A 22950-nucleotide genomic window follows, 5' to 3' on the forward strand; every position below is an offset into this window, starting at 1 on the left:
GTGCACGGGGCGCCGGTCCAAGCGGGTGGCCCGCTGCCCGGACCGGCGCTCCAGGGGCACTCCCTACAGCTCGCCCTTGCGGGTGAGGTGGTTGAAGCAGATCCAGCCGGGAAGCACCGGAAGCCACAGGGTCATCAGCCGGAACAGCAGCACCGCCGGGGCCGCGACCTCCTTCGGCAGGCCGACCGCGATCAGACCCAGCGTCAGCGCACCCTCGACCGCGCCCATACCGCCCGGGGTCGGCGCGGCGGAGCCCAGCGCGTTACCGGCGAGGAAGACCACCGCGATGCTCGCGTAGCTGAGGTGGGGGGTGTCGGGACCGCTGAACGCCCGGACCGACGCGTCCAGGCACATCACGAACAGGCCGGTGAGCAGCAGCATCCCGCCGATGCCGGTGAGCAGCTTCTGCGGCCGCTGTACGACGTCGAGCATGCGCGGTACGACCCCGGCGAACAGCGACCTCACCCGGGTCACCACGAACTTCCGCAGGAACGGGATCGCCGTCACGACCAGCACCAGCACCGCGACCGTCAGCAGCCCCGCGATCACGGTCCTGGACGGGGTGAGCGAGGACGGGGTCTTCTCTGTGCCGGTCAGATAGCCGAAGGCGCCGAGCAGCAGGATGTGGCAGCCGAGGCCGAACAGCTGCGAGGCACCGACACTCGCGACCGCCAGCCCCGGGCGTACGCCGGAGCGTTGCAGGAACCGGGTGTTCAGCGCGACACCGCCCACCGCGGCGGGCGCCACGATCTTCACGAACGACCCGGCGATCTGCGCCAGTACCGTCTTGCCGAACGGCACCCGCTCCGGCACGAAGCCCAGCAGGCTCATCGCCGCCGCGATGTAGCTGAGGGCGGAGAAGCCGAGCGCGGCCGCCACCCAGCCCCACTCCGCCTGTTCGACCACCGCACCGAAGTCGGCCTCCGTGACCTGCGAGATCAGGAAGTACGCGGCGATGGCGCCCGCGATGAAGCTGAGCAGGGTGCGCGGTTTGATGCGCTCCAGCCGGACCGGCTCGACCGGGGCCTGCGGCCGGATCAGCAGCACCTCCCGGCGGATCAGGGTGAGCAGATCCTCCTCGCGCGCCCCGTCCAGCGCGTCGTCCATGGCCCGCTTCTCGGCCTGCTTCTCGGTGCGCAGCGATTTGCGGTCGGCCTTGCGGTCCGCGTCCCCGGCGGGCTCCGTGCCATGGGTACGGGCCCGCTTCGCCGCGTCCGACGCGTCGAGCACCGCCTCGCGCTGCCGCTGAGACCGCTCCCGGGCGAGCCTGCGCAGATGTGCCCGGGTGGAGCGGCTGAGCGCGATCGGCTGGAGCAGCGGCAGGCAGTCCGCGACGGTGTCCGGGCCGACGACCGCGAGCGCGGCGGCCACCGCCCGCTCCGCGCCCACCCGCAGACCGGTCGTGGTGAGCAGCTGGGCGATGTCCATCCGCAGCACCAGATCGCCGGCCGCGATCTCGCCGCCGCGCAGATCCGTGACGAACACCTTGCCGGAACGGTCCACCAGCAGGGCGTCGCCGGTGAGCCTGCGGTGCGCGATCCGCCGGGACTGGAGCGCCTGCACCTGGCGCCAGGCATCGCGCACCAGGTCGTCGGTGATGTCGGCGTCCTCCAGCGCGTCCAGCGAGCGCCCGCCGATGTGCTCGTACACCAGCATCACGGCGTCGGGGCCCAGCTCGGAGGTGGCGATCAGCTTGGGCGCGTTGGCCCCGGCGGCGATCGCCGCGTACGCGAGCAGCGCCTCCTGCTCCAGCGCCTGGCGCAGCGACTGGATGGAACGGCGCTGGGTGATCCCGCGCAGGGTGAGCCTGCGCCACACCCGGTAGAAGAAGCCCTGGGCCTGCTGTTCCCGGTCGACGACCGTCACGTCGAGCGGCGGGCCGTCCTCCAGGGAGACCAGATAGCGGCGGCCCCGGTCGTTCTGGTCACCGGAGTCGGGGGCGTCGTCGGCCCGCATCGCGGTGACGGGGCGGAAGCCGACATGGCGCAGACCCGCCATCAGGTGCTGGCCGGTCGGCCGGACGTTCGGCGAGCCGACCGCGTACAGCGTGCCGTACGCCACCGTCCAGCCGATCAGCACAGTGAGGATGATCGAGAGCGGTGTCGTGTAGCCGCCGACCAGCATGGCGAAGGCGTCGAGCAGCAGCACCACCCACAGCACGACCCGCCAGCGTGGCCGTCTCGCCATCCCGACCGCCGTCATATAGGCGATCACGGGGGCGAGATAGCCGTGCACGGGATCGGTGAGCGCGTCACCCGGCGCCGGCTGGGTCAGGGCGTCCTGGATCGTTCCGGAGGCGGTCTTGGCGACCCACAGATCCGCCGCGAGCGTCACCCCGTGCGCCAGCACGGCGGCCAGTACACCGTCCGCGATCCGCAGCCCGTCGCGTTTGATCAGCCGCTCGATCGCGAAGGCGACCGGTACGAGCAGCACGGCGATGCTGGAGACCAGGCCGGCGATCTTGATGAGCACGTCGGGCGCCTGGCCGGTGCCCTTGTTGATGTCCTCCTCAAGACCGGTGGTCGTGCCGTGGGCGAACGCGGCGACGGAGAACAGCACGACGATCGCCAGGACGCCGATGAGGAGCCGCAGCAGGTCGGAGGGACGGTGCACCCGGGCGGGGAGCAGGGGTTCGTCCCCCGAGACGCGTTCGGACAGTTCCTCTTCCGAGGTCGACAGCGTCGAGCCGGCCAGGCTCCCGGAAGGACTCTCCGGACCGGTGTCGGAGTCCGGCCGGCCCTCTTCCGGGTGCGGCTCGGCATCAGAGGCGTCGGCCGCCTTCGGTGGCTGCACGCCCTGCTCCTTCGTCGCCTCTGATTGGTCTTCGTGTTCTCGTATCACCGGTCACCGCCCGGATGATGGTGGCACGGCCTGTGGACGGAGGAGGGCATCAGGGTGCGATGCAGGGGCGCGCGAAGCGCAAGATACGCCCCTTTCCCGGCCTCCGCACGCTGCGTGTGCGGCCGGACACGGAATCGGCGGCGCTGTCGGTGGCGTACGGCAGGATGGGCCGGATGAGCGAGAACCCGACGAGTGACGCGCTTCCGGAGTACGCGGAGCGCGTGCTCGACGTCGCCGAGCTGATCCCGCCCGGCCGCGTCATGACGTACGGCGACATCGCGGAGTGGCTGGGGGACGGCGGCCCGCGTCAGGTCGGCCGGGCCATGGCGCTGTACGGGTCGGCGGTGCCGTGGTGGCGCGTCGTGCGCTCCGACGGGACGCTGCTGCCCGGCCACGAGCTGCGTGCGCTGAACCACTACCGCGCGGAGAACACCCCGCTGCGCGAGGCCCCGGCCAGTGCGGACGGTCACGTTCCGCGCCTGGACATGAGACGCGCGCGGTGGGACGGAGTGCCGGGCGCGGCGGCGGACGGCAGGGCGGGCGGTCCGGGAGCGGACGGCGGCGGGGGTGCTCACACCTGACAGCTTCGGCCATCCGGCGGCCCAGCGTGCGGAGCCGGGCCCGTACGGCGTACGGGAAGCGTGACGCGCGCACCCTGCGCAGCGCGCTGTCCGCCCGGAGCCCGCTGCCCGCCGGGCGTGCGCCGTCCGGGCGGAGTGCGCCGGCCCCAGCGCGTCCGCTGTCGTCAGGGCCGCCTCCGCCGTGTTCGCCGTCCGGGCCGAACGTGACGATCCCCGCATCCGTACCGCCACGATCGGGGCCGTCGCCGGAGTAGCGTCGTCAGTTCGCGGCAGCTGCCGCACCCTCACCATCAGCACACCCACCAGGACCGGCGACCCACGTGAGCTCCTCCTCCACCACCCGGCACAGTCCGCACCGTCAGGCACGGCGTGGGACCACGGGCGCGTACCGGCTGGTGCGTACCCCGCCGGGCTCCGTGGACCCCCCTCTCCTGGACGCGGCGCAGCGTGCGGTGGTTGACCACCCCGGCGGGCCGCTGCTGGTCCTCGCCGGACCGGGCACGGGCAAGACCACCACGCTCGTCGAGACCGTCGCGTCGCGCGTCGCGCGGGGCGCGGACCCGGCCCGCATCCTGATCCTCACCTTCAGCCGCAAGGCCGCCGTCGAGCTCCGCGACCGGATGGCCGCCCGGCTCGGCGCCGTCCGCAGCCCGCAGGCCACCACCTTCCACTCCTTCTGTTACGCCCTGGTCCGCGCTCATCAGGACGCCGATCTCTTCGCCGACCCGCTGCGGCTGCTTTCCGGTCCCGAGCAGGACGTCACGGTCCGCGATCTGCTGGCCGGCCAGCTCGACCTGGAGAAGCAGGGGCGCGCCCACATCCGCTGGCCCGACGAGCTGCGGGCCTGCCTGACCACCCGAGGCTTCGCGGACGAGGTACGCGCGGTGCTCGCCCGCAGCCGTGAGCTGGGCCTCGGCCCGGACGCCCTCGCGGACTTCGCCCGGCGCACCGGCCGCCCCGACTGGAGCGCCGCCGCCGAGTTCCTCGCGGAGTACCTCGACGTACTGGACGCCCAGGGGGTGCTGGACTACGCGGAGCTGGTCCACCGGGCGGTGCTGCTCGCGGAGCGCCCCGAGGTGTCGGCGCTGCTGGCCTGCCAGTACGACCTGGTGTTCGTCGACGAGTACCAGGACACCGACCCGGCGCAGGTGCGGCTGCTGCACGCGCTGGCCGGGAACCGGGGGAGCACCCCGGGGGGCGGCGGTGGCCGGGACCTGATCGCGTTCGGTGACCCGGACCAGTCGATCTACGCCTTCCGGGGCGCCGATGTGAACGGCATCCTCGACTTCCCCGAGGTCTTCCGGCGGGCGGACGGCGCTCCGGCCCCGGTCGGCGTCCTCACCGTCTCGCGCCGCTCCGGGGACCGGCTGCTGGCGGCCACCCGGCTGCTCACCCGCCGGATGCCGCTGACCCGGCTGCCCTCCGCGAAGGTCCGCGCCCACCGGGAGCTCGGCGCGGTCCGCGAGGGCGGCACCGTCGAGACGTACACCTACCCGACCGCCTCCACCGAGCTCGACAACATCGCGGACCTGCTGCGCCGGGCGCATCTGGAGGACGGGGTGCCGTGGCACGAGATGGCGGTGCTGGTCCGGGCCGGCGGCCGTACGATCCCCGCGATGCGCCGGGCCCTGACCTCGGCGGGCGTTCCGCTGGAGGTCGACGGCGACGACCTGCCCCTGCGCCACGAACCCGCGGTGGCCCCGCTCCTGACCGCCCTGCGCACGGTGGCGACGGCGGCACTCCGCCGGAACGCGGAGGCAGAGGCGGAGGCAGAGACGGACGCGCCGGCAGAGGCAGAGGCGGAAGCGGAAGCCGAGAAAGAGGCAGAACCCGAACCCGAACCCGAACCCGAACCCGAGCCCCCCGCCCCGGCGCCCTGGCTCGACACCGAGACCGCGCTGACCCTCCTCGCCTCCCCCCTGGGTTCCATGGACGCCGCCGACCTGCGCCGGCTCGGCCGGGCCCTGCGCGACGAGGAGCGCGCCGCCGGGAACCGGGTGCCCGCGCCCTCCGGCGATCTGCTGGCCCGCGCGCTGGCCGAGCCGGAGCGGCTCGTCGCGCACGATCCGGCGTACGCCCGTGGCGCCCAGCGCCTCGGCGCCCTGCTGCGCAAGGCGCGCGAACTCCTGGAGGGCGGCGGCACCGCCGAGGAGGCCCTGTGGGAGCTGTGGTCCGGGACCCCCTGGCCGGGCAGGCTGGAGCGCGCCGCGCTGCGGGGCGGCGCGGGCGGCCGCAACGCCGACCGTGATCTCGACGCGGTCTGCGCCCTGTTCGACACGGCGGCCCGCGCGGAGGAGCGCACCGGCGGGCGCGGCGCGCTCAACTTCCTGGAGGAGGTCGACGCCCAGGACATCGCGGCCAACACCCTCTCCAGGCGCTCCGCCCGGCCCGATGCCGTACGGCTGATGACCGCACACCGGTCCAAGGGCCTGGAGTGGCGCATGGTCGTCGTCGCCGGGGTGCAGGAAGGCCTCTGGCCCGACCTTCGCCGCCGCGGCTCGCTGCTCGAAGCGGACCGGATCGGCCGCGACGGTCTCGCCGAACCCCTCACCCCCGGCGCACTCCTCTCCGAGGAGCGCCGGCTGTTCTACGTCGCGGCCACCCGCGCCCGCGAACGGCTCGTCGTCACCGCGGTCAAGGCGCCCGCCGACGACGGCGACCAGCCGTCCCGCTTCCTGACCGAACTCGGCGTCGAGCCCCGGGACGTCACCGGCCGCCCGCGTCGCCCCCTCGCCGTGGCCGCCCTGGTGGCAGAACTGCGCGCCACCACCGTCGACCCCGGCGCGTCCGAAGCCCTGCGCGAGGAGGCCGCCCACCGCCTCGCCCGGCTCGCGGCGCTCACCGACGACGAGGGGCAGCCGCTCGTGCCGTCGGCCCACCCCTACCGCTGGTGGGGCCTGTACGAGCCGACCCGCTCGGCCGTCCCGCTGCGCGACCGGGACCAGCCCGTCGCCCTGTCCGGCAGCGCGCTCGACCAGCTCGCCAACACCTGCGCGCTCCAGTGGTTCCTGGGCCGCGAGGTGAAGGCCGACGCCCCGGCGACCGCCGCCCAGGGCTTCGGCAACGTCGTCCACGTACTCGCCGACGAGGTGGCCTCCGGCCGTACCCCCGCCGATCTGGCCGTCCTCATGGAGCGGCTCGACTCGGTCTGGGACGGGCTGGTCTTCGACGCCCCCTGGAAGTCGCAGCAGGAGAAGGAACAGGCGCGCATCGCCCTGGAGCGCTTCCTGCGCTGGCACGTCATGGACCGCACCGGCCGCACCCCCGCCGCCAGCGAGCACGACTTCGACGTGACGCTGGAGGCGGGGGAGTACGAGGTGCGCATCCGCGGCTCCATGGACCGGGTGGAACGGGACGCCGACGGCCGCGCCTACGTCGTCGACTTCAAGACCGGCAAGCAGTCCCCGACGAAGGACGAGGTCGCCCGCCACCCCCAGCTCGCCGTGTACCAGCTGGCCGTCCGGGAAGGCGCGGTCGACGACGTCTTCGACGGCCGGCGCCCGGAGTCCGGCGGCGCCGAACTCGTACAGCTGCGCCAGCCCGCGCCCAAGAAGGAGGGCGGCGACGCCGTCCCCAAGGTGCAGGCCCAGCAGCCGCCGGACACCGAATGGGTCTCCGACCTGCTGGCGACCGCCGCCGGCCGGGTCCTGGACGAACGGTTCACCCCGACGACCGGCCAGCACTGCACCCACTGCGCGTTCAGGGCCTCGTGCAGCGCCCAGCCGGAGGGGCGGCAGGTCCTGGAGTGAGCGGGCGCGGCCGGTTCCGGCCCGACGCGTGCCGGCGGGCGGGCCAGGTCCCGGCCCGTCACGGTTTGCGGGCCATCACCCCGTACACACTGACGTCCGCGTCGGTGACGTCGTTGATGTCCTGGTAGCGCGTCCGGTCCAGGACGTCCAGGCTCGCCACGAACTCCGGGTCGGGGTTGGCGGCCTCCGGCAGATCGGTGACCTGCTCGGGACGCCAGCGGTGCACGGGGACGACGCCGGGGTCGAGCATCTCCAGACCGTTGTCGGTCACGAAGCGCTCCACCTGGGCGTGCGAGCGGCGGACCATGGCGAAGCCGCGTTCCTTGAAGGCCTTCGTCACCTGGCCGACCTGCTCGGGGTTGAGGTCCGAGCTGACGTTGCTCAGCACGAGATGGCTGCCCGACGGGATGGCGTCGACGAGCTGCCTGACGATCGGGTAGGCCTCCTCGTCCTCGATGAAGTGGAGGACGGCCGCGAGCACCAGGGTGACGGGGCGGTCGAAGTCGAGGGTGCGGCGGGCGGCTTCGAGGATCTTGGCGGGGTCGCGCAGATCCGCCTCGATGTAGTCGGTACGCCCCTGCGGCCCGCTGGTGAGCAGGGCCTGCGCGTGGACCAGCACCACCGGGTCGTTGTCCACGTACACCACCCGCGCGTCGGGCGCGATGGCCTGCACGATCTGGTGGACGTTCTGCTGGGTCGGCAGCCCCGTGCCGACGTCCAGGAACTGCCGGGCGCCGTTCCCGGCCGCGAGCGTCACCGCGCGCCGCATGAAGTCCCGGTTGTGCCGCACGGTGAGGTACCCGCGCGGATTGGCCTTCAGCGCCATGGCCGCTGCCTGGCGGTCGGCGGGGTAGTTGTCCTTGCCGCCGAGGAAGACGTCGTAGACCCGGGCCGGGTGCGCCTTCGTGGTGTCGATGCGCTGCCTGAGCCCGGCGGTGTCGGAGGTGGCATCCGGGGCTCCGGTGGCGGAGGCGGCTGCGGGGGTGTCGGCGCTCATGTGACCTTCCTCGTCAGGCTGTTGGCAAGAGATGGGCGGCTGGGAGGTGCGGCGGGTGTCGATCCGGACCCACGCGCCCTCACGGTTTGCGCGCCACCGTGACGAAGATGTTGACGTCCTCGTCCGTCGCCTCCGCGATGCTCACGTACTGCCCCTGATCGAGGTGGTCGAGCTCTTCCAGATGCTCCGGCGCCGCCCCCCGTGCCTCGGTCGCGTCGGCCGCGTGGTCGGGCCGCCAGTGGCGGGACGGGACGATGCCGGGCTCCAGCGGCTCCAGGCCGTTGTCGCTCAGGAAGCGCCCGATCTCCTCGCGCCGGCGCAGTACGAAGGAGAACCCGCGCTTGCGGAACGTGTCCGCCACCTTGTTGATCGCCACCGGGTTCAGGTCGGCGCTGAGATGGCTCAGGACCAGGTGGCTGCCCGACGGAAGCGCCTCCACGAGTTGCCTGACGACGGGGTAGGCCTCCTCGTCCTCGATGAAATGGAGGACGGCCGCGAGTACGAGCGCGATGGGCCGGTCGAAGTCGAGGGTGCGGCGGGCGGCTTCGAGGATCTTGGCGGGGTCGCGCAGATCCGCCTCGATGTAGTCGGTACGCCCCTGCGGCCCGCTGGTGAGCAGGGCCTGCGCGTGGACCAGCACGATCGGGTCGTTGTCCACGTAGACGATCTGCGAGTCCGGTGCGATGGCCTGGGCGATCTGGTGGACGTTCTGCTGGGTCGGCAGCCCGGTCCCGATGTCGAGGAACTGCCGGATGCCCACCTCGCCGGCCAGCGCGGTCACGGCCCGCCGGACGAAGTCCCGGTTGTGCCGTACGTCGAGATGCCCGCGCGGATTGGCTTTCAGGGCCATGGACGCTGCCTGGCGGTCGGCGGGGTAGTTGTCCTTGCCGCCGAGGAAGACGTCGTAGACCCGGGCCGGGTGCGCCTTCGTGGTGTCGATGCGCTGCCTGAGCCCGGCGGTGTCGGAGGTGGTATCCGGGGCTCCGGTGGCGGATGTGGCTGCGGGGGTGTCGGAGCTCATCTGACCGTCCTCGTATGGCTGTTGATACGACTTGCGACTGATGCGACTGATACGACACGCGCCAATCTAGACGGTCCGTTACGGCGCGCACCCCCGTACCGGGCAGAACAAGCACCCCGTCGGACACTTCAGCGATGCGGGCGACTGTTCGCTGTGCGCCCGCTCACAGTCGTCTGCGTGCGCCCCGCTCACAGCCGTCCGTATGCGCCCGCTCACAGCCGTCCGTGTCCGCCCGCTCACGGACTTCGTGGGTTGTCGGCGCGTCCGGTTAGCCTCTGTGGAGTGTCCTCACACCTCACCGATCCCGAGCAGCTCAAGGAGCTCCTCGGGATCCCCTTCACCCCGGAGCAGACGGCGTGCATCACCGCGCCGCCCGCCCCGCAGGTGATCGTCGCCGGAGCCGGGTCGGGAAAGACCACGGTGATGGCGGCCCGTGTGGTGTGGCTCGTCGGGACCGGACAGGTCGCCCCCGAACAGGTCCTCGGCCTCACCTTCACCAACAAGGCGGCCGGCGAGCTGGCGGAGCGCGTCCGCAAGGCGCTGGTCGCGGCCGGCGTCACCGATCCGGAGGTCATCGACCCGGACGACCCGCCGGGCGAGCCCAGCATCTCCACGTACCACGCCTTCGCCGGGCGGCTCCTCACCGAGCACGGGCTGCGGATAGGGCTCGAACCCACCACCCGCCTGCTCGCGGACGCCACCCGCTATCAGCTCGCCGCCCGCGTACTGCGCGAGGCGCCCGGCCCCTACCCGGCCCTGACCAGGTCGTTTCCCACCCTGGTCAGTGATCTGCTGGCGCTGGACGCCGAGCTGGCCGAACACCTCGTACGCCCCGAAGAGCTCGCGGAGTACGACACCGAACTGCTCCACACGCTGGAGAGCGCCAAGCTCAGCAACGCCGAACTGCGCAAGATCCCCGAGACCGCGGAGGCCCGCCGCGAGCTGCTCTCGCTGACCCGGCGCTACCGCGAGACGAAGCGGAGCCGCGACCTCCTCGACTTCGGTGACCAGATCGCGCTCTCCGCACAGCTGGCCCTGACCCGCCCGGAGGTCGGCGCGATCCTGCGCGAGGAGTACCGGGTCGTCCTGCTCGACGAGTACCAGGACACCTCCGTCGCCCAGCGCCTCCTGCTCTCCGCCCTCTTCGGCAGCGGCCCCGACGGCATCCCGTCCGGGCACGCGGTCACCGCGGTCGGCGACCCCTGCCAGGCCATCTACGGCTGGCGCGGCGCCTCCGTGGCCAACCTCGACGACTTCCCGAGCCACTTCCCGCAGGCCGACGGCGCCCCCGCGACCCGCTACTCCCTCAGCGAGAACCGCCGCAGCGGCGGCCGCCTCCTCCACCTCGCCAACGGACTGGCTGAACCGCTGCGCGCCATGCACGAGGGCGTCGAGGCACTGCGCCCGGCCCCCGGCGCCGAGCGCGACGGCATCGTCCGCTGCGCCCTGCTGCGTACCCACACCGAGGAGATCGACTGGCTCGCGGACTCGATCGCCCATCTGGTGCGGACCGGCAAGGCGCCCGGCGAGATCGCCGTCCTGTGCCGCACCGCCGGCGATTTCCCGCAGATCCAGGCCGCACTGGTGGCCCGGGACATCCCGGTCGAGGTCGTCGGCCTGTCCGGGCTGCTGCACCTCCCCGAGGTCGCGGACCTCGTCGCGGTCTGCGAGGTCCTCCAGGACCCGGGGGCCAACGCCTCCCTGGTCCGGCTGCTCACCGGCCCCCGCTGGCGGATCGGCCCCCGCGACCTGGCGCTGCTCGGCCGCCGGGCCCGCCTCCTGGTCCACCGGGCCGCCCACGGCGACGACGAGGACTTCGACCCCGACCGCCGCCTCGCGGAGGCCGTCGAAGGCATCGACCCGGCCGAGGTGATCTCGCTGGCCGACGCGCTGGACACCTTCCTCGACTCCGGGGGCGAACAGGACGACCGGCTGCCGTTCTCCACCGAGGCACGCATCCGCTTCGCCCGCCTCGCCACCGAACTGCGCGAACTGCGCCGCTCGCTGGCCGACCCCCTGATGGACGTACTCCACCGGGTCCTGAGCGCCACCGGACTCGAAGTAGAGCTCTCCGCCTCCCCGCAGGCCCTGGCCGCCCGCCGCCGCGAGACCCTCGCCAACTTCCTCGACGTCGCGGCCCGCTTCGCCGCCGTCGACGGTGAGGCCACGCTCCTCGCCTTCCTCGGCTTCCTGCGCACCGCCGCGCAGTACGAGAAGGGCCTGGACAACGCGCTGCCCGGCGGCGAGAACACCGTCAAGGTCCTCACCGCCCACAAGTCCAAGGGCCTCGAATGGGACGTCGTCGCCGTGCCCGGCCTGGTCAGCGGCCAGTTCCCGAGCGGCCAGTCCCGCGATGCCTGGACCTCCCAGTCCAAGGTCCTCCCGCACGCCCTGCGCGGGGACACGGCCACCCTGCCCGTCATCCACTCCTTCGACGCCAAGGGCCTCAAGGGGTTCAAGGAGGAGATGAAGGAGCACCAGCACACCGAGGAGCTGCGCCTCGGATACGTCACCTTCACCCGCCCCCGCACCCTGCTGCTCGGCTCCGGCCACTGGTGGGGCCCCAGCCAGAAGAAGACGCGCGGCCCGTCCGGCTTCCTGCACGCGCTGTACGAGCACTGCGCGGCCGGCCACGGCGAGATCGAGGCCTGGGCGGACGAGCCGGCCGAGGACGAGGAGAACCCGGCGCTGGCCGAGTCGGCGGCCGGCCACGCCTGGCCGCTGCCGCTGGACGACACCGCGCTGGCCCGCCGCAGGGCCGCCGCCGAGACGGTGATGGCCCACCTGACGGCCCTGGCAGAGGCGGGGCCGGTGCCTGACGGGTACCCGGCGGCGGAACAGCCGATTCCGCCGGACGAGCCGCCCTTCGACGACGAGGAGCTGTTCCCCGAGGACGACCCCTTCCTGGACGAGGCGCCCGCCCCCGACGACACTCAGCCCCCTCACGCCCCGCACATCCCCGCGGCCCGGCTGCCCGAGCGGGCCCCCACGCGCCTCATCCCCGAGGAGTCCCGCACTCTGACCCCCGAGGAGTCCCGCACCCTCGCCTCCTGGGACCGCGACCTCGACGCCCTCGCGGGGGAGCTGCGCCGGGCCCGCGCCACCGTGCGCGACGTCCTCGTCCCCGCCTCGCTCTCCGCCACCCAGCTGATGCGCCTGGCCGACGATCCGGACGGCTTCGCCCAGGAGCTGGCCCGGCCCATGCCCCGCCCCCCGCAGCCCGCCGCCCGCCGGGGCACCCGCTTCCACGCCTGGGTCGAGTCCCGCTTCGAGGAACTGCCGCTGCCCATGCTCGGCCCCGACGAGCTGCCCGGCGGCGAGGACAGCGACGCGGACATCGCCGACGAGCACGACCTCGCGCTGCTCAAGGAGGCCTTCGAGCGCACCCCGTACGCCCGCCGGACCCCCTACCGCGTCGAGACGCCGTTCCAGATCACGCTGGCCGGCCGGATCATCCGGGGCCGGATCGACGCGGTGTACCGCACCGGGGACACGTACGAGATCGTCGACTGGAAGACCAGCCGCACCAACACCGCCGACCCCCTCCAGCTCGCTGTCTACCGCCTCGCCTGGGCCGAACTGCACGGACTGCCGCTCACCGACGTCTCGGCCACGTTCCTCTTCGTCCGCACCGGCGAGAGCGTCCGCCCCGGCCGCCTCCCGGGCCGCCCGGAACTGGAGCGCATCCTCCTGGACGAGCAACCTCCCACGGACGGATAAGCTGAAGGTCATGAGCGACACCCCGGACAGCGCCGTCCGTACGTACACCGAGCAGCACCGCACAGCCTTCCTCGACGACCTCGCGGAGTGGCTGCGCATTCCCTCCGTATCCGCGCAGCCGGAGCACGACGGGGACGTACGGCGCAGCGCCCAGTGGCTGTCCGCCAAGCTCAAGGAGACCGGCTTCCCGGTCACCGAGATCTGGGAGACGGACGGCGCGCCCGCCGTCTACGCCGAGTGGCCGTCCGACGATCCGGACGCCCCCACGGTCCTGGTGTACGGACATCACGACGTGCAGCCCGCCGCCCGCGAGGACGGCTGGGACACAGAGCCGTTCGAGCCGGTGATCCGGGACGGCAGGATGTACGGGCGCGGCGCGGCGGACGACAAGGGCCAGGTGTTCTTCCACACCCTCGGTGTCCGGGCCCACCTCGCCACCACCGGCCGCACCAGCCCCGCCGTCCACCTCAAGCTGCTCGTCGAGGGCGAGGAGGAGTCGGGCTCCCCGCACTTCCGCGACCTGGTCGAGCAGCGGGCCGGCCGGCTCACCGCGGACGCCGTGATCGTCTCCGACACCGGCATGTGGGACGAGACGACCCCGACCGTCTGCACCGGCATGCGCGGACTGGCCGAGTGCGAGATCGAGCTGCGCGGCCCCGGGCAGGACATCCACTCCGGCTCGTTCGGCGGCGCGGTCCCCAACCCGGCGACCGAGATCGCCCGGCTCGTCGCGGCGCTCCACGACGCGGACGGACGGGTCGCGGTCCCCGGTTTCTACGACGGCGTGGCCGAACTGACCAGCACCGAACGCGAACTGTTCGCCGCGCTGCCCTTCGACGAGTCCACCTGGCTGCGCACCGCCAGGTCGCAGGCCGCCTCCGGCGAAGCCGGATACTCCACCCTGGAGCGCATCTGGGCCCGCCCCACCGCCGAGGTCAACGGCATCGGCGGCGGCTACCAGGGCGCCGGAAGCAAGACGATCATCCCGTCCGCCGCCCGGGTCAAGATCAGCTTCCGGCTGGTCGCGGGCCAGGAGCCGGACCGGATCCAGGAGGCCGTACGGGCCTGGGCCGAGGCCCGCGTCCCGGCCGGGATCGGCCACCGGATCACCTTCCTCCCCGCCACCCGCCCCTGCCTCACCCCGCTCGACCACCCCGCCCTGCAGGCCGTCGCCCGCGCCATGGGACGGGCCTTCGGCAAGAAGATCCTCTTCACCCGCGAAGGAGGCTCGGGACCCGCCGCTGACCTTAGGGACGTGCTCGGCGCCCCCGTCCTCTTCCTCGGCATCTCCGTACCGTCCGACGGCTGGCACGCCCCCAACGAGAAGGTCGAACTCGACCTGCTGCTGAAGGGCGTGGAGACCACCGCCCACCTCTGGAGCGAACTGGCGGCCGCACTCCGCTGAATCCTCTGAACACCCGATCCATCCCGGGGGAGTAGGAAGCACCTGTGAGCACCTTCGACAACGCCACCACCGACCGGCCCATCGGTCTGACCGCGCCCAGCGGCATCGACCGCGCCGCACACCACCGCCTCGACGAGGCCTGGCTGGCCGCGGCGTGGAGCCATCCGACGACCCGGGTCTTCGTCGTCTCCGGCGGGCAGGTGCTGATCGACGACACCGACGACGGCACCGAGATCGTGATGACCCCCGCTTTCGAGGCGCCCGTCACCGAGACCCACCGCTACTTCCTCGGCACCGACGAGGACGGCGTCAGCTACTTCGCCCTGCAGAAGGACTCCCTGCCGGGCCGCATGGACCAGTCGGCGCGCCCCGCCGGGCTGCGCGAGGCCGGACTGCTCCTCGGGGCCCGCGACGCCGGGCTGATGGTGCACGCGGTGGCACTGGAGAACTGGCAGCGGCTGCACCGCTTCTGCTCGCGCTGCGGCGAACGCACGGTCATTGCGGCTGCCGGACACATCCGCCGCTGCCAGGCCTGCGGCGCGGAGCACTACCCGCGCACCGACCCGGCCGTGATCATGCTCGTCACCGACGACCAGGACCGCGCCCTGCTGGGCCGGCAGGTCCACTGGCCGGAGGGCCGCTTCTCCACCCTGGCCGGTTTCGTCGAGCCGGGCGAATCGATCGAGCAGTCCGTGGCGCGCGAGGTGTTCGAGGAAGCGGGCATCACGGTGGGCGACGTGGAGTACGTCGCCAGCCAGCCCTGGCCCTTCCCGTCCAGCCTGATGCTCGGTTTCATGGCACGGGCCACGACGTACGAGATCAACGTCGACGGCGAGGAGATCGAGGAGGCGCGCTGGTTCTCCCGCGAGGAGTTGACAGCCGCCTTCGAGTCGGGCGAGATCCTGCCCCCGTTCGGCATCTCGATCGCGGCCCGGCTGATCGAGATCTGGTACGGGAAGCCCCTCCCGAGGCCGCGCAGCGCCGGCTGACAGGCGCAGCGCCGGCAGGCAGCGGTGCGAGGACGCGAGCGGGGAGTGCGCCCGCGCTCCCCGAGTCCGTCCGCGCGCCTCTACAGTGGGTACGGGCCGTGACTGGCGCTGAGGTGGAGCACCACCGGGGAGCGGCCGCAGAGAACACCGGCAGTCCATGGGGCTGCCGGAGCCGTGCGCCTGGGCGACCGACCACGATCCCGCGATCCCCGCGGCCCGTCGGCCGACGCGATCGCCCGAGCGCCCAGGAGTACCACGTGAACCCGACCAGCACGGCTCAGCTGATGGACGGCACCGGCCTCGCCCGCCGGAGCGTCGAGGAGACCACCGCCGCGGCCGCGGAGATCCGGCTGCGCACCGGAACACCGCCCTGCCTGGCAACCGTCCTCGTCGGTGAGGACCCGTCCTCCGTGACGTACGTCAAGATGAAGCGCAACCGGTGCGCCCGTGCGGGCATCGAGTCCCGGCACGTGGCGCTCCCGGCCGACGCCACCACGGCCGAGGTGGTCGCCGCGGTGACCGCGCTGTCGAACGACCCGGGAGTCCACGGCATCCTGCTGCAGCACCCGATGGGCCCGCACGTCGACGAACGGGCCGCCTTCGAGGCGATCGCCCCCGAGAAGGACGTCGACGGAGTCACCATGCACTCCTTCGCGGCGATGGGTTTCGGCCTCCCCGGATTCGTCTCCTGCACCCCCGGCGGCATCATGCGGCTGCTCGACGCCTACGAGGTCGGCCTCGCGGGCAAGCACGCGGTGGTGGTGGGACGCAGCGCCATCCTGGGCAAGCCCGCCGGAATGCTCCTCCTCGGCCGCAACGCCACGGTGACGTACTGCCACTCGCACACCGCAGACCTCTCCTCGATCGTGCGGCAGGCGGACGTTCTCGTGGTCGCGGTCGGCCGGCCGCGCTTCATCACCGGCGCCGACATCAGGCCGGGCGCGGTGGTGATCGACGCGGGCTACAACGAGGGCAACGTCGGTGACGTCGATTTCGAGACAGCAGCCGAGCACGCCAGCCTGATCACCCCGGTCCCCGGCGGAGTCGGCCCGATGACCATCGCCGTCCTCCTCGAACAGACGGTGGCGGCAGCGTCCCGCCAGCTCGGCCTGAGCTGACCCCGGACGGGCGGCCGACCGTGCCGGGGCTCGCGGCTCCGGCACGGTCAGCGGCGCGTTTCCACCTGGTGAGACGGTCGATGCCCGGAAGTGCCCGAACAGGTCAGTTCATCAGAGCGGCCGTGAACGTCTCGCGGTGGGCGGCCGGCCAGTCCTGCATGCGGTCCCAGCGCTCCCATCCGCCACGGTCGGCCAGCGCCTGGAGGTAGACAGGATCACCGTCGGCCACGCGGCGGGCGACGAAGCCCCGGCAGCTCTCCGTGGCCTGCTCGATCACGCCCGGCAACGCGGCACGCTCCGCAGTCGGGAGGCCATAGCTGCCGGCGAGGATCCGCAGCCGGGCGCACACATCCGGACCGCCGGGATACAGGGCGGCCGCGGATACCGGATCGAGCATGGGCACCCAGTAGCGGGCGGCCATGGCGAGGTCCCAGAGGGGGCGGCCGGGAGCCGCCAGGTCGAAATCGATCAGGGCGGCGGCCCGGCCGTCGCGGAAGACCACGTTGTCCGGGCACACGTCGTTGTGGCACACCATCGTGCCGGGCTCGTGCGGACGGATACGCGAAGACCCCGATCCGGCCTCGTGCGGGCGGACATGCGAAGACCCCCGAACCGGCGCCGGGCCGGTCGGGGGTCGGGTGCGTCAGCCGGGGCGGACGCCAGGTGCCGTACGGGTCAGACGCCCAGCGCCTGCTTCACCTGGGCGAGGCTCGGGTTCGTCATGACGACGTCCTCGCCACCGCTGGACGGAGCCACCAGAACGGTCGGGACCGTCTGGTTCCCGCCATTCGCCTTCTCGACGAAGGCCGCGGACTCCGGGTCGTGCTCGATGTTGATCTCGTTGTACGCGATGCCCTCGCGGTCCATCTGGCCCTTGAGCCGACGGCAGTATCCGCACCACGTGGTGCTGTACATCGTCACAGTGCCCGGCATGTCTACGCGCTCCTCTGTCTCATCGGTCCCGGCAATCCCACCGCTCTCCGCCCCGGTCTCCTCCGTCACACTCATACGTGACACGAAGGTTCGCGGAACCCGGGAAGCGCGTTGCCGTACGACAGAGGAACGTACGTGACCTGGTCACCATTCCCGGCGCCGCTGCCCGCGCTGTTCCCGGTCAGGGCGCGCCGGTCCGGATTAGTACGACGGATGCGTCACCCCTGTGGACAACTTCCGCGTCCGCCTCTTTCGACCTGGCAGCATGGCGGGGTGACATCAGCAACGCATTCCACCCTCTTCCCTCAGGTCCCCGACTCCGCCGACGCCATCCTGGACGGGCTCGACCCCGAACAGCGCGAGGTCGCCACGGCCCTGCAGGGCCCGGTGTGCGTGCTGGCCGGAGCCGGTACGGGCAAGACGCGGGCCATCACGCACCGCATCGCCTACGGGGTGCGCGCCGGGATCATCCAGCCGACGAGTGTGCTCGCCGTCACGTTCACCAACCGGGCCGCCGGCGAGATGCGGGGACGGCTGCGCCAGCTCGGGGCGGGCGGGGTCCAGGCGCGGACCTTCCACTCCGCGGCCCTGCGCCAGCTCCAGTACTTCTGGCCGAAAGCTGTCGGTGGCGATCTGCCCCGGCTGCTGGAGCGCAAGGTCCAACTGGTGGCAGAGGCGGCGGCCCGCTGCAACATCCGGCTCGACCGCAACGAGCTGCGCGATGTCACGAGCGAGATCGAATGGGCCAAGGTCACCCAGACCGTGCCCGCCGACTACCCGGCCGTGGTCGCCAAGTCCCAGCGCGACGCCCCGCGCGATCCCGCCGAGATCTCGCAGGTCTACGCGATGTACGAGCAGCTGAAGCGTGACCGCACGGTCATCGACTTCGAGGATGTGCTGCTCCTGACCGTCGGCATCCTCCAGGACCGGCACGACATCGCCGACCATGTGCGCCGGCAGTACCAGCACTTCGTCGTCGACGAGTACCAGGACGTCAGCCCGCTCCAGCAGCGGCTGCTCGACCTCTGGCTGGGCGACCGGGACAACCTCTGCGTCGTCGGTGACGCCAGCCAGACGATCTACTCCTTCACCGGGGCCACCCCCGACCACCTGCTGAACTTCCGCACCCGCCACCCCCGGGCCACCCTCGTCAAGCTAGTCCGGGACTACCGCTCCACGCCCCAGGTGGTGCACCTGGCCAACGGGCTGCTCGGCCAGGCCCGGGGCAGGGCCGCCGAGCACCGGCTCGAACTGGTCTCGCAGCGCGAGCGCGGCCCCGAGCCCGCCTACACGGAGTACGCGGACGAGCCCGCGGAGGCCGAGGGCACCGCCCGCCGCATCCGCGACCTGATCGCGGCCGGTGTCCCGGCGGGCGAGATCGCGGTGCTCTACCGGGTCAACTCCCAGTCCGAGGTCTACGAACAGGCACTGGCCGACGCGGGGGTGCCGTACCAGCTGCGGGGCGCCGAGCGGTTCTTCGAGCGCCCGGAGGTACGGGAAGCGGGCGTCGCCCTGCGCGGCGCGGCCCGAGCCGGGGGCAACGACTCCCTGCTGGACGATGCGCAGGGGCTGCCCGCCGAGGTCCGCGCGGTGCTGTCCACCAAGGGCTGGCGGAGCGAGCCGCCCGCCGGTTCCGGTGCGGTGCGCGACCGCTGGGAGTCCCTGGCCGCCCTGGTCAGGCTCGCGGAGGACTTCGAACGGGCCAGGCCCGGAGCGACCCTCTCCGATCTGGTCGCCGAGCTGGACGAGCGGGCCGCGGCCCAGCACGCACCCACGGTCCAGGGGGTCACCCTGGCCTCGCTGCACTCCGCGAAGGGGCTGGAGTGGGACGCCGTGTTCCTGGTCGGACTGACCGAGGGCATGATGCCGATCACCTACGCCAAGACGGACGAGCAGATCGAGGAGGAGCGCCGGCTGCTGTATGTCGGCGTCACCCGGGCCCGCTTCCACCTCTCGCTGTCGTGGTCGCTGGCCCGCTCGCCCGGCGGCCGGTCCGGCCGCCGCCCGAGCCGCTTCCTGAACGGGCTGCGCCCCGGCTCCGCGGCTCCGGGCTCCAGGAGCGCGGCGGGCGGCAGCGGCGGCATCGAGCGGCCGGTGGCGGCCCGGCGCAAGCGGCGCGGGCCCGCGCTGTGCAGGGTGTGCGGCAGAACCCTCACGGACGCCGGCGAGATGAAGCTGATGCGCTGCGACGACTGCCCGTCGGACATGGACGAGGCGCTGTACGAGCGGCTGCGCGACTGGCGCGCGGTCCGGGCCCAGGAGATCAGCCAGCCCGCCTACTGCGTGTTCACCGACAAGACGCTGATGGCGATCGCGGAGGCCGTGCCGGGCAGCGAGGGCGAGTTGGCCGGGATCCCCGGGGTCGGCGCGCGGAAGCTGGGCCGATTCGGTGCCGCGGTGCTGGACATCTGCGCAGGTGGGGACGGGGTGGAGGAGCCTGCCGAGGGCGACGAGGAGGTGTGAGAAAAACTCGTCGAAAAAATAGTTTGCGCCCGCCCCAGTAATCACCATAGGTTCTTAACCACGGGAACAGCGACTTCTCTGAAGCCCTGATCCTGTGCTGTACTTATCCGAATACGTAGGACCGGCTCGGTCGGTCCGCCCTAGACGCCGAGAGGAGGCGATTGAAGTGATCAGCATCATCGAGACCAACAAAATGACCGATCTTTCGGTCGTCTCCGCCTGCTCGCTCGGCCTCGCCTGCTCTTCGACGTCTTCCCTGCGTGGCACCGGTATGTCCGGCATTTCCGCCGTCAGCCCGCTGTCCCTGGTGAGCCTTCCCGAGCGGGAGCGTAATGAGCGACCGACCCAGGCACCGACAGCAGCAGTAGCGAAGGGACAGGCCCAGGCCTATGCCTTTGCGGCCGTCGGTGCGGGAGCGGAAGCCGGAGCCACGAAGCAGACGACGCACCACCACTCGATGTGGGCCTTCCGTGGGCCTGAACCCTGGAGAGATCCAGCCTGATCGACGATCAGGCCGGCGCCTTCAGGGCCGCGGAACCCCACTCGGGATCCGCGGCCCTTTTGTTTTGTCCAAACGGACGAGACAGCACGAAGGAGCCTCGGGACAAGCAACACCTGGTACCAGCCGCCCCCCGGCCAACAGGCCGGAAACGACCAGACGAGGACACCACCACCGTGCAACTCGAAGCGCACGCCCCGTCCGTACCGCCTTCCGAAACGATCCCCCCGCCCTGCCTCACGGAGGACTCCACCTTGCAGCCCCTCACCGCGCTCACCGCGCTCGACGACGCCATCGAGAACCTCGGCGTGCCCGTCCCGTGCCGTTCCTACGACCCCGAGGTCTTCTTCGCCGAGTCCCCGGCGGACGTCGAGTACGCCAAGTCCCTCTGCGGCACCTGCCCGCTCGTCGAAGCCTGTCTCGCCGGCGCCAAGGAGCGTCGCGAGCCGTGGGGTGTCTGGGGTGGCGAGCTCTTCATCCAGGGCGTCGTCGTTGCTCGCAAGCGTCCGCGTGGCCGTCCGCGCAAGAACCCGGTTGCGGCGTGATCGCCGGCCTGGAGGCCACGGCCCCCAAACCCATGAAGCGCATCGGAACCATCGACCGTCCCCAGACCCACGACCCCCGAAACCAGGAACCAATGACCATCCCCACGAGGGAGCCCGTCGGCTCCGCGACACCGGACGTCACCATCATCGGCGCGAACGACTCGCGTCAGAACAGGACCCGTGAGATGCAACTCATCCCAGAAGCCCTGGCTCGTGCTCATATGCACGACCGCCTGCGGGAAGCCGACGCGGAACGTCAGGCCGTACGCCTGGTCACCGCGCGGCGGATGCAGCGCCGGGCCGAGCGCGCCTCAATGCGTGCCCGGCGTGCGCTCGCCATGGCGGTCATGCACTGATCCGAGCAGGACAGAAGCAGTACGGAACGCAGCAGTAAAGAAGACGCAGCAGTAAACGAGCACAGCAGTACCGAACGCCGGCCGTACCGCTGCGGGGCAGCCGCTCTCTGACCCGCAGCGAACGGTACCCAGCACCGATATCACCACCCCTGCCTCGGGGCCGGTCCACACGGACCGGCCCCGAGGCCGTGCTGTGTGGTGCAGCGTCGAATCCGACCGGTGGGTGACCGGCCACTATGTGGCGAGCTCCGACGGAGCCTCCCCGGGACACTCCTCCTCGGCCGACTCCTTCTCGCCCCAGTCCTCCTCTTCCGGCGGCAGGAACCCCGGCAGCCAGGATTCGAGCTCCTCGCGCAGTCGGACCGTCGCGCCGAGCTGGCACAGCACCCCTATGGTGCTCAACGTCACGCGGTGTATGAGCAGATAGGAGGGCGGCAGATTCAGCTGCTTGCCCAACTGGTGGGCGGGAGAACGCGGATCCGCTATCCGGGCGGCCTGATTGCGCATCCACCCCCGGCTGAAGGCGAACTCCTCCACCAGGGCGGGTTCGATGATCGGCTGCAGGTAGTCGAGCACCGCGTCCGGGGCGAGATCGACCGAATCCTTGACGAACCCCTCCTCGCGCAGCAGCTCGTACACCCCGTCCGCGTCGCCCTGGAGCGTCAGCCGCAACGAGTTCCCGATGGTCTGCGGCAGTCCGCCCGGCAGCCGGTCCACCGTCCCGAAGTCGAGGACACCGAGCCGCCACTGATCGACCCCGGCATCCGCCGTGCCATGGAGGTCCGCCGGGTCCGCCGGGTCCGCCGTGTCGGCCGACCCGGCCGGGTCGGCCGGGTCCGGGGGCAGCAGCCGGAAGTTGCCCGGGTGCGGGTCCGCGTGCAGCAGCCCCGTGCGCGCGGGCCCGGAGAAGAGGAACCGGGCCAGCAGCTGACCGGCCCGGTCCCGCTGCTCCGCGGTTCCGTCGGCGATCACATCGGCCAGCGGCACACCGTCGATCCACTCCGTGACCAGCACCTGATCGGACTGGTGGACCACGCCCGGGACCACGACATCGGGATCGTCGGCGAACTCCTCCGCGTGCTCCCGCTGCGACTGCGCCTCCTGCTCGTAGTCCAGCTCCTCCGACACCCGGTCACGCAGCTCCGTGATCAAGGGCTTGATGTCCATGCCCGGAACCAGCGGGCCGAGGAGCCGGGCGAACCGGCTGAGCTGGGTCAGGTCCGAGAGCAGCGCCTCGCCGGCGCCCGGGTACTGCACCTTCACCGCGACGTCGCGCCCGTCGTGCCACACCGCCCGGTGCACCTGCCCGATCGACGCGGCGGCCGACGGCTTGTCCTCGAAGCTCAGGAACAGCTCCCGCCAGTCCTCACCGAGCCGCTCGGCCAGCACCGCGTGGACCGTGCTGTTCGGCATCGGAGGTGCGGCCTCCTGGAGTTTGGTGAGGGCCGCGCGGTAGGGGCCGGCGACCTCCTCCGGCAGGGCGGACTCGAAGACGGACAGAGCCTGTCCGAGCTTCATCGCCCCGCCCTTCAGCTCGCCCAGGACCTTGAAGAGCTGGTCGGCGGTGCGCTGTTGTACCTCGCGGGCGACAAGCTCCGCGGACTTCCCGCCGATGCGCTTGCCCAGCCCCCAGGTGGCGCGGCCCGCGAACCCCAAAGGCAGCGCGGCCAGCTTGGCGGTTCGGGTGACCGCCTTCCGGGGAAGATCAGACATATGCCCCTCCAATTCCCAGA

15 protein-coding genes and 1 pseudogene are annotated in these 22950 nt (G+C 72.1%); 10 read left to right on the plus strand and 6 right to left on the minus strand.

Annotated features, from left to right (window positions below):
* Nucleotides 1-63 precede the first annotated feature (63 nt).
* Complete coding sequence (locus tag OG892_RS26995; protein ID WP_371630497.1) at nucleotides 64-2793, minus strand: YbhN family protein; 2730 nt, start codon at nucleotides 2791-2793, stop codon at nucleotides 64-66.
* A gap of 221 nt (nucleotides 2794-3014) precedes the next feature.
* Between OG892_RS26995 and OG892_RS27000 the strand changes: the two genes are divergently transcribed.
* Nucleotides 3015-3422: an MGMT family protein gene (locus OG892_RS27000; RefSeq protein WP_371630498.1), complete on the plus strand. Its 408-nt coding sequence runs from the start codon at nucleotides 3015-3017 to the stop codon at nucleotides 3420-3422.
* A 320-nt stretch (nucleotides 3423-3742) separates the two neighbouring features.
* A complete protein-coding gene (locus OG892_RS27005; protein WP_371630499.1) occupies nucleotides 3743-7171 on the plus strand; it encodes an ATP-dependent helicase in 3429 nt (1142 codons plus the stop codon).
* A 58-nt stretch (nucleotides 7172-7229) separates the two neighbouring features.
* On the opposite strand, the gene OG892_RS27010 is transcribed toward OG892_RS27005, so the two are convergent.
* Nucleotides 7230-8168, minus strand: a complete 939-nt coding sequence (locus OG892_RS27010) for an SAM-dependent methyltransferase (protein WP_328865503.1) — start codon at nucleotides 8166-8168, stop codon at nucleotides 7230-7232.
* A 79-nt stretch (nucleotides 8169-8247) separates the two neighbouring features.
* On the minus strand, nucleotides 8248-9189 hold the full coding sequence (locus OG892_RS27015; RefSeq protein ID WP_073736563.1) for an SAM-dependent methyltransferase: 942 nt from the start codon (nucleotides 9187-9189) through the stop codon (nucleotides 8248-8250).
* A 282-nt stretch (nucleotides 9190-9471) separates the two neighbouring features.
* Here OG892_RS27015 and OG892_RS27020 point away from each other — a divergent pair, with 282 nt between their 5' ends.
* The 4 genes from OG892_RS27020 (at nucleotide 9472) to OG892_RS27035 (ending at nucleotide 16421) form a co-directional block, all read left to right on the plus strand.
* A complete protein-coding gene (locus OG892_RS27020; RefSeq protein WP_371630500.1) occupies nucleotides 9472-12909 on the plus strand; it encodes a UvrD-helicase domain-containing protein in 3438 nt (1145 codons plus the stop codon).
* Between the two features lie 10 nt (nucleotides 12910-12919).
* A complete protein-coding gene (locus tag OG892_RS27025) occupies nucleotides 12920-14314 on the plus strand; it encodes a dipeptidase (protein WP_371630501.1) in 1395 nt (464 codons plus the stop codon).
* A gap of 44 nt (nucleotides 14315-14358) precedes the next feature.
* A complete protein-coding gene (gene nudC / locus OG892_RS27030; protein ID WP_371630502.1) occupies nucleotides 14359-15303 on the plus strand; it encodes an NAD(+) diphosphatase in 945 nt (314 codons plus the stop codon).
* Between the two features lie 284 nt (nucleotides 15304-15587).
* Entirely contained in the window at nucleotides 15588-16421 is an 834-nt protein-coding gene (locus OG892_RS27035; RefSeq protein ID WP_371631697.1) for a bifunctional 5,10-methylenetetrahydrofolate dehydrogenase/5,10-methenyltetrahydrofolate cyclohydrolase, read from the plus strand.
* A gap of 103 nt (nucleotides 16422-16524) precedes the next feature.
* Here the strand turns inward: OG892_RS27035 and OG892_RS27040 are convergent.
* Nucleotides 16525-16968: pseudogene (locus OG892_RS27040) on the minus strand (phosphotransferase); the annotation flags it as partial.
* Between the two features lie 128 nt (nucleotides 16969-17096).
* The gene (locus tag OG892_RS27045) at nucleotides 17097-17354 is read right to left on the minus strand and encodes a mycoredoxin (RefSeq protein WP_073736559.1); all 258 of its coding nucleotides are present in this window, start codon (nucleotides 17352-17354) and stop codon (nucleotides 17097-17099) included.
* A gap of 213 nt (nucleotides 17355-17567) precedes the next feature.
* On the opposite strand from OG892_RS27045, the gene OG892_RS27050 reads away from it, so the two are divergent.
* From OG892_RS27050 to OG892_RS27065, 4 genes are all read left to right on the plus strand, one after another.
* A complete protein-coding gene (locus OG892_RS27050; protein WP_242436739.1) occupies nucleotides 17568-19817 on the plus strand; it encodes an ATP-dependent DNA helicase UvrD2 in 2250 nt (749 codons plus the stop codon).
* 166 nt (nucleotides 19818-19983) lie between these two features.
* Nucleotides 19984-20319: a hypothetical protein gene (locus OG892_RS27055; RefSeq protein ID WP_073736557.1), complete on the plus strand. Its 336-nt coding sequence runs from the start codon at nucleotides 19984-19986 to the stop codon at nucleotides 20317-20319.
* 173 nt (nucleotides 20320-20492) lie between these two features.
* Entirely contained in the window at nucleotides 20493-20861 is a 369-nt protein-coding gene (locus OG892_RS27060; protein WP_073736556.1) for a WhiB family transcriptional regulator, read from the plus strand.
* 32 nt (nucleotides 20862-20893) lie between these two features.
* Nucleotides 20894-21217, plus strand: a complete 324-nt coding sequence (locus OG892_RS27065) for a hypothetical protein (protein ID WP_073736799.1) — start codon at nucleotides 20894-20896, stop codon at nucleotides 21215-21217.
* Between the two features lie 234 nt (nucleotides 21218-21451).
* Here OG892_RS27065 and OG892_RS27070 read toward each other — a convergent pair whose 3' ends face one another.
* Nucleotides 21452-22930: an ABC1 kinase family protein gene (locus tag OG892_RS27070; RefSeq protein WP_371630503.1), complete on the minus strand. Its 1479-nt coding sequence runs from the start codon at nucleotides 22928-22930 to the stop codon at nucleotides 21452-21454.
* Between the last annotated feature and the right edge of the window lie 20 nt (nucleotides 22931-22950).

This window comes from Streptomyces sp. NBC_00341 (assembly GCF_041435055.1).
In the GTDB taxonomy this organism is placed as follows: Bacteria; Actinomycetota; Actinomycetes; order Streptomycetales; family Streptomycetaceae; genus Streptomyces.

Coding starts and splice junctions, on each gene's coding strand:
- OG892_RS27000 (WP_371630498.1), top strand. CDS start 3,015: ATGAGCGAGAACCCGACGAGTGACGCGCTTCCGGAGTACGCGGAGCGC.
- OG892_RS27010 (WP_328865503.1), bottom strand. CDS start 8,168: ATGAGCGCCGACACCCCCGCAGCCGCCTCCGCCACCGGAGCCCCGGAT.
- OG892_RS27015 (WP_073736563.1), bottom strand. CDS start 9,189: ATGAGCTCCGACACCCCCGCAGCCACATCCGCCACCGGAGCCCCGGAT.
- OG892_RS27025 (WP_371630501.1), top strand. CDS start 12,920: ATGAGCGACACCCCGGACAGCGCCGTCCGTACGTACACCGAGCAGCAC.
- OG892_RS27035 (WP_371631697.1), top strand. CDS start 15,588: ATGGACGGCACCGGCCTCGCCCGCCGGAGCGTCGAGGAGACCACCGCC.
- OG892_RS27045 (WP_073736559.1), bottom strand. CDS start 17,354: ATGCCGGGCACTGTGACGATGTACAGCACCACGTGGTGCGGATACTGC.
- OG892_RS27050 (WP_242436739.1), top strand. CDS start 17,568: ATGCGTCACCCCTGTGGACAACTTCCGCGTCCGCCTCTTTCGACCTGG.
- OG892_RS27065 (WP_073736799.1), top strand. CDS start 20,894: ATGAAGCGCATCGGAACCATCGACCGTCCCCAGACCCACGACCCCCGA.
- OG892_RS27070 (WP_371630503.1), bottom strand. CDS start 22,930: ATGTCTGATCTTCCCCGGAAGGCGGTCACCCGAACCGCCAAGCTGGCC.